At 73.1% G+C, this 6,804-nt stretch carries 7 protein-coding genes; 5 read left to right on the top strand and 2 right to left on the bottom strand.

Features of this window, described 5'->3' with window-relative positions; all coding sequences use genetic code 11:
* Nucleotides 1-39: 39 nt before the first annotated feature.
* Complete coding sequence (locus ACFU6K_RS26845) at nucleotides 40-1,014, bottom strand: 4-hydroxy-3-methylbut-2-enyl diphosphate reductase (RefSeq protein ID WP_380667166.1); 975 nt, start codon at nucleotides 1,012-1,014, stop codon at nucleotides 40-42.
* Nucleotides 1,015-1,134: 120 nt separating this feature from the next.
* On the opposite strand from ACFU6K_RS26845, the gene ACFU6K_RS26840 reads away from it, so the two are divergent.
* The 4 genes from ACFU6K_RS26840 (at nucleotide 1,135) to ACFU6K_RS26825 (ending at nucleotide 4,828) form a co-directional block, all read left to right on the top strand.
* Entirely contained in the window at nucleotides 1,135-2,511 is a 1,377-nt protein-coding gene (locus tag ACFU6K_RS26840) for an APC family permease (protein ID WP_380667164.1), read from the top strand.
* A 99-nt stretch (nucleotides 2,512-2,610) separates the two neighbouring features.
* Nucleotides 2,611-3,825 (top strand): exodeoxyribonuclease VII large subunit, encoded by a 1,215-nt coding sequence (gene xseA / locus ACFU6K_RS26835; RefSeq protein ID WP_380667162.1) that lies wholly within the window; start codon nucleotides 2,611-2,613, stop codon nucleotides 3,823-3,825.
* Between the two features lie 32 nt (nucleotides 3,826-3,857).
* Nucleotides 3,858-4,115, top strand: coding sequence for an exodeoxyribonuclease VII small subunit (locus tag ACFU6K_RS26830; protein ID WP_380667160.1), 258 nt, complete (start codon nucleotides 3,858-3,860; stop codon nucleotides 4,113-4,115).
* 110 nt (nucleotides 4,116-4,225) lie between these two features.
* Nucleotides 4,226-4,828: a malonic semialdehyde reductase gene (locus ACFU6K_RS26825; RefSeq protein ID WP_380667159.1), complete on the top strand. Its 603-nt coding sequence runs from the start codon at nucleotides 4,226-4,228 to the stop codon at nucleotides 4,826-4,828.
* A gap of 86 nt (nucleotides 4,829-4,914) precedes the next feature.
* Here the strand turns inward: ACFU6K_RS26825 and ACFU6K_RS26820 are convergent, their stop codons facing one another.
* Nucleotides 4,915-5,451, bottom strand: a complete 537-nt coding sequence (locus tag ACFU6K_RS26820) for a DUF4245 domain-containing protein (RefSeq protein ID WP_380667157.1) — start codon at nucleotides 5,449-5,451, stop codon at nucleotides 4,915-4,917.
* Nucleotides 5,452-5,666: 215 nt separating this feature from the next.
* Here ACFU6K_RS26820 and glpX point away from each other — a divergent pair, with 215 nt between their 5' ends.
* A complete protein-coding gene (gene glpX / locus ACFU6K_RS26815; protein ID WP_380667155.1) occupies nucleotides 5,667-6,707 on the top strand; it encodes a class II fructose-bisphosphatase in 1,041 nt (346 codons plus the stop codon).
* Nucleotides 6,708-6,804: the final 97 nt, after the last annotated feature.

Genomic DNA, 6,804 nt, shown 5'->3' with positions numbered 1-6,804 from the left:
CCGGCACCCCGTGCGGGGTGCCGGGCCCTCCGGGTGGGGTCAGAGCTTGCCCGCCGCCTCCGCGCGCAGGTCGCGGCGCAGCTCCTTGGGCAGCGAGAAGGTCAGGTGCTCCTCGGCGGTCTTGACCGTCTCGACCGTGTCGTAACCGCGCGCGGCCAGGAACTCCAGCACCCCGTCGACCAGGATCTCCGGCACCGAGGCGCCGCTGGTCAGGCCGACCGTGGTGACGCCCTCCAGCCACTCCTCGCGGATCTCCTCGGCGAAGTCCACCAGGTGGGCGGCCTTGGCGCCGTACTCCAGGCCGACCTCGACCAGGCGGACGGAGTTGGAGGAGTTCTTGGAGCCGACCACGATCAGCAGGTCGGTCTCCGGGGCCAGCTGCTTGACCGCGACCTGGCGGTTCTGGGTGGCGTAGCAGATGTCGTCGCTGGGCGGGCTGACCAGCCCCGGGAAGCGCTTCTTCAGTTCGCCGACGGTGGCCATGGTCTCGTCCACGGACAGGGTGGTCTGGGACAGCCAGACGACCTTGGACTCGTCCCGGACCCGCACGTTGGCGACGTCCTCGGCACCGTCCACCAGGTGGATCCGGTCCGGGGCCTCGCCCATGGTGCCGATGACCTCCTCGTGGCCCTCGTGGCCCACCAGCAGGATGTCGAAGCCCTCGTCGGCGAAGCGCACGGCCTCCTTGTGCACCTTGGTGACCAGCGGGCAGGTCGCGTCGATGGTGGCCAGCCGGCCGGCCCGCGCCTCGTCGTGGACGGACGGGGCGACGCCGTGCGCGGAGAAGACGACGATCGAGCCCTCCGGCACCTCCTCCGTCTCGTCGACGAAGATCGCGCCCTTCTTCTCCAGGGTCTGCACCACGTACTTGTTGTGGACGATCTGCTTGCGGACGTAGATGGGCGCCCCGTACTGCTCCAGGGCCTTCTCCACGGCGATCACGGCGCGGTCGACTCCCGCGCAGTAGCCCCGGGGGGCGGCGAGCAGGACACGGCGCTGCGCGGTCTTGGACATGGCTCCATCGTACGGGCGGCCGCGACCGGCGCCCGCCCGCCAGGCCCCCGGCGCGAAGCCGCGCCGACGGCGGACACATTCCGTGCAGACCCGGTCAATAGCGCTCAAAATATGGTGTCTATGAGCTCTGTGAGCGAGCAGGTGACGCCGAGCGGCCTGCGCCGCAGCCTGGGCGTCCGCGATCTGATGGTCTACGGACTGCTGTTCATCGCCCCGATGGCCCCGGTCGGCGTCTTCGGCGTGCTGGACGCCAAGAGCCACGGCGCCGTCGCCACGGTGTACCTGGCCGCGACGGTGGCGATGGGGTTCACCGCCTTCTCGTACGCCCAGATGGTGCGCGCGGTGCCGCAGACCGGCTCGGTGTTCGCCTACGCGCGGGCCGGGCTGGGCGAGGGGCCGGGCTTCATCGCCGGGTGGATGGCGATGCTCGACTACCTCCTGATCCCCGCGGTGGCCTACCTGTTCTCCGGGATCGCGCTGAACTCCCTGGTGCCGGACGTCTCGCGCTGGGTCTGGACGGCGCTCGCGGTGGTGGTGACCACCGCGCTCAACCTGGTCGGGGTGCGGACGGCGGCGGTGGTCGGCTTCGCGGTGCTCGCGATGGAGATCGCGGTGCTGGCGGTGTTCGTGGCCGCGGCCGTGGTGGCGCTGGCCCAGGGCGGGGCCCAGCGCGGCTGGGACACCCCGTTCACCGCCGTCGGGACCTTCTCGATGACCGCGGTGGTCTCCGCGGTGTCCGTCGCGGTGCTCTCCTACCTGGGCTTCGACGCGATCGCCACCTTCGTGGAGGAGGCGGTCGGCGCCTCGGCGGCGGTGGCCCGGGCGGTGCTCTGGTGCCTGGCGCTGGCCGGGGTGCTGTTCGTCGCCCAGACCTATCTGGCCGCACTGCTGGAGCCGCTGGGCCCGCAGCAGCTGGCCGCCGACCCGGCGGCACAGGGCTCGGCCTTCTACGACACCGTGGAGAGCGGCGTCGGGCACTGGCTGCACGTTCTGGTGGCGGCCAGCAAGGCGATCGGCGCGGCCTTCGCGGCCCTGGCCGGGCAGGCCGCGGCCGGGCGGCTGGTCTTCGCGATGGGCCGGGAGGGCCGGCTGCCGCGGCTGCTCGGCTCGGTCGACCCGGGCAGCGCGGTCCCGCGCCGGGCGCTGCTGGCGGCCGCGGTGATCACGATGGCGGCGGCGGTCTGGGCGGCCGACCGGGACGACGGGCTGGACCAGCTCACCTCGGTGGTCAACGTGGGCGCGCTGACCGCCTTCGCGCTGCTGCACGCCTCGGTGATCGGCTGGTACGCGGTGCGGCACGGCTCGCGGCGGTGGTTCCGGCACGTGGTCGTCCCGGCGCTGGGGATCGCGGTGATCGGGGCGGTGGTGTACGAGGCCTCGACCACCGCGCAGATCGTCGGGCTGGTCTGGCTGGCGGTCGGCCTGGTGGTGCTCGCCGTCCAGGGCGCCGCCCGCGGCGGGGCCGACGGGCGGCGGCAGCCCCGGCTTCCCCGGTGACCGCCGTCGGGCCGCGCGGGGCCGGGGGCGGTCCCGGCCGTGTCGGGCCGCTGCGACGCGGTCTCGGCCGTGTCGGCCCGCGCCGCTAGCCTCGTACGCATGGCCAACACCAGCTCCCCCGAAGCGCCGCTCCCGGTCGGCAAGGTCTCCGCGCTGATCGGCGGCTGGATCGACCGGCTCGGCGCGGTCTGGGTGGAGGGGCAGATCACCCAGCTCAGCCGGCGCCCCGGCGCGGGCGTGGTGTTCCTGACCCTGCGCGACCCGCAGGCCGACGTGTCGCTCACGGTGACCTGCTTCCGCTCGGTGTTCGACCAGGTCGCGGAGGTGGTGCAAGAGGGCGCGCGGGTCGTCGTGCACGCCAAGCCGGAGTGGTACGCGGCGCGCGGGCAGCTGTCGCTGCGCGCCTCGGAGATCCGCCCGGTGGGCCTCGGCGAGCTGCTGGCCCGGCTGGAGCAGCTGAAGCGGCGGCTCGCCGGGGAGGGCCTGTTCGCGGCCGAGCGCAAGCGGCCGCTGCCGTTCCTGCCGCAGTGCGTCGGGCTGGTCACCGGGCGCGGCTCGGCGGCCGAGCGGGACGTGCTGGAGAACGCCCGGCGGCGCTGGCCGGCCGTCCGCTTCGAGGTGCGCAACGTCCCGGTGCAGGGGGTCAGCGCGGTGGAGCGGGTGAGCGCGGCCGTGCGGGAGCTGGACGAGCACCCCGAGGTGGACGTGATCATCGTGGCCCGGGGCGGCGGCAGCGTGGAGGACCTGCTGCCGTTCTCGGACGAGGGGCTGGTGCGGCTGGTCGCGGCCGCCCGTACGCCGGTGGTGAGCGCGATCGGGCACGAGCCGGACCAGCCGCTGCTGGACTTCGTGGCCGACCTGCGCGCCTCCACCCCGACCGATGCGGCCAAACGGGTGGTTCCGGACGTCGGCGAGGAGCTGGCCAAGGTCCGTCAGCTGCGCGACCGCGCCCGCCGGCACGTGCTGTCCCGGGTGGACCGCGAGCAGCACGGGCTGGACGGGGTGCGCAGCCGCCCGGCGCTGGCCGCCCCGCACCGGATGCTGGACGGGCGCGGGCAGGAGGTGGACGGCCTGCTGGAGCGGGCCCGGCGCACCCTGCGGCACCGGCTGGACCACGCCCAGAGCGACCTCGGCCACACCCTGGCCCGGGTGGTGGCGCTCTCCCCGGCGGCCACGCTGGAGCGCGGCTACGCGGTGCTGCAGCGGGCGGACGGCACGGTGGTGACGGACCCGGCGCAGGTCGCGCCCGGCGAGGGGCTGCACGCCCGGGTGGCGGGCGGCGGCTTCGACGTCACGGCGGCCGGCGGAGGCTGACGCTGTCACCCGCACCCCCTACGCTGGCACGCATGGCAGAGCAGCAGGAGCAGCAGGACGCGGCGGCGCCGAACCCGGACGACGCGCTGGGCTACGAGCACGCCCGGGACGCGCTGCTGGACGTCGTCCGGCAGCTGGAGAACGGCGGGACGTCGCTGGAGGAGTCGCTGGCCCTGTGGGAGCGCGGCGAGCAGCTGGCGAAGGTGTGCCAGCGCTGGCTGGACGGTGCCCGGGCCCGGCTGGACGCCGCCCTGGCCGCCGAGGAGGGCGCGGCCCCGGGCGGGGAGTGAGGCAGGTCACATTCGCTTGGGGAATCGTTGAAACTTCACCTATGTTGGATGAAGTGACCGGCTGCGGCCGATCATACCGACGAACCCCCTTTCGCATGAGGTGCAGAAGCATGACCACCGACGCCCTGGTACTCGACGCCGCCGCCCAGGACCTGCTGTTCCGCGAGGCCCGCACCGCGAACACCTTCACCGACGAGCCGGTCACCGAGGAGCAGGTCCAGGCCATCTACGACCTGGTCAAGTACGGCCCGACCGCCTTCAACCAGCAGCCGCTGCGCGTCGTCCTGGTCCGCTCGGCCGAGGGCCGCGAGCGCCTCGTCCAGCACCTCGCGGACGGCAACAAGGCCAAGACCGCCGCCGCCCCGCTGGTCGCCGTCCTCGCCGCGGACAACGAGTTCCACGAGGAGCTGCCGACCCAGTTCCCGCACTTCCCGCAGGCCAAGGACGTCTTCTTCTCGGAGCGCAGCGTCCGTGAGCAGTCCGCCAAGCTGAACGGCGCCCTGCAGGCCGCGTACTTCATCATCGGCGTGCGCGCCGCCGGCCTGGCCGCCGGCCCGATGACCGGCTACGACGCCGAGGGCATCAACAAGGAGTTCTTCGGCGACGGCGAGCACTCGGTGCTGGCCGTGGTCAACATCGGCAAGCCGGGCGACGACGCCTGGTTCCCGCGTTCGCCGCGCCTGGCCTACGACGAGGTCGTCACCACCGTCTGATCCGCCCCGCGCGCAAGGGCCCCGCACCGGTTCGTCCGGTGCGGGGCCCTTCGGCGTGTGTCGGGAAGGTCGGAGCGAGGGCGGGGCTACTTGAGCGCCTGCGCCAGCTCGGTGAGCTCCTCGTAGGAGGCGGTGCCGGTGAGCAGGGTGGTCCCGGGGCCGGTCTGCACGGTCAGCGCGCGGGCCTTCTCGCCCTGCACCCGGTCCCAGGCGCGGCCGGCCACCTCGGCGGTGCCGTCCGGCTTGGCGCCCGTCACGTAGGCGGCCAGCAGGGAGTCGCGCGGCACGTCGCTCTGCTCGACCGCCGCGTACTGGCCGGAGGGGGTCACGAAGCCCAGGTGCCAGGCGTTGCCCCGGCCGTTGTTCTGGTCGGCCGGCTTGTAGCTGACCGAGGTGGCCCGCCACTTGTCGGACAGCCCCTCCGGGGAGAGCACCGGGTACGGCGCCGCGCGCCTGGCGGTGGAGGTCTCCACCTTGTACGCGACCTCGTGCACCGGGTCGCCGTTGGCGTCGTGCGGGAGGAACAGGTACCCGATCCAGACGACGAAACCGACCGCCAGCATCGACAGGACCATGTCCCGTACGGTCTGCCGGCCCCTCATGCCCTTGCTGTCTGCTGCCACCCCCACATGGTGACTCATCCACATCCCGGGGCGGCCACCAGGGGTGTTCACGTCCGGGTGAAACGGGATGAACAGGCGTTTTCCGCCACAGAGCAGCGACCCGCGCCACAGACAGTCATCTCGTGGGCAGATACGATCGCAATACCCTCACCACGGCGTTCGACCTGGCAGTAGTCGGGCGCTCACTGGTCGTCGCGTACAGAGAGGTAACGACGATGTCCACGCAGTACCCGCACCAGCTTCCCAGTGCCCTGGAGGTCGCGCCCGAGGCTCCGGACCGGAACCTCGCGCTCGAACTCGTCCGGGTCACCGAGGCGGCCGCGATGGCCGCCGGCCGGTGGGTCGGCCGGGGTGACAAGAACGGCGCGGACGGCGCCGCCGTCAAGGCGATGCGCACCCTCGTCTCGACCGTCTCGATGAACGGCGTCGTCGTCATCGGCGAGGGCGAGAAGGACGAAGCCCCGATGCTCTACAACGGCGAGCGGGTCGGCGACGGCACCGGCGCCGAGTGCGACGTCGCGGTCGACCCGGTGGACGGCACCACGCTGACCGCCAAGGGCATGAACAACGCGGTGGCCGTGCTGGCCGTCGCCGACCGCGGCACCATGTTCGACCCCAGCGCCGTGTTCTACATGGACAAGCTGGTGGCCGGGCCGGAGGCGGCCGAGTTCGTCGACATCACCGCCCCGGCGGCGGTCAACATCCGCCGGGTCGCCAAGGCCAAGGGCAGCGCCGTCGAGGACGTCACCGTCGTGGTGCTCGACCGCCCGCGCCACGACGGCCTGGTCCGGGAGATCCGCGAGGCGGGCGCCCGGATCAAGTTCATCTCGGACGGCGACGTGGCCGGCGCCATCATGGCCGCCCGCGAGGGCACCGGCGTCGACCTGCTGATGGGCGTCGGCGGCACCCCGGAGGGCATCATCGCGGCCTGCGCGATGAAGTGCATGGGCGGCGTGATCCAGGGCCGGCTGTGGCCCAAGGACGACGCCGAGCGGCAGAAGGCCCTGGACGCCGGCCACGACCTGGACCGGGTGCTCACCACGGACGACCTGGTCAGCGGCGAGAACGTGTTCTTCGTCGCCACCGGCATCACCGACGGCGAGCTGCTGCGCGGCGTGCACTACCGCTCGGAGACCGCCACCACCAGCTCGCTGGTGATGCGCTCCAAGAGCGGCACCATCCGCGAGATCCACTCCACCCACAAGCTCTCGAAGCTGCGGGCGTACAGCGCGATCGACTTCGACCGCGCCAACTGAGCCCGGGCGGGTCGTGGCCCGGCCGACCGGGCTACGGCCTCCCGAGCCCCACGGCAACGCGCTTCGCGGCCCCGGCGGAATCCCCCTCCGCCGGGGC

It is taken from the genome of Kitasatospora sp. NPDC057512, assembly GCF_042802135.1.
Taxonomy (GTDB): domain Bacteria; phylum Actinomycetota; class Actinomycetes; order Streptomycetales; family Streptomycetaceae; genus Kitasatospora.
This window is presented reverse-complemented; position numbering and strand designations above follow the sequence as displayed.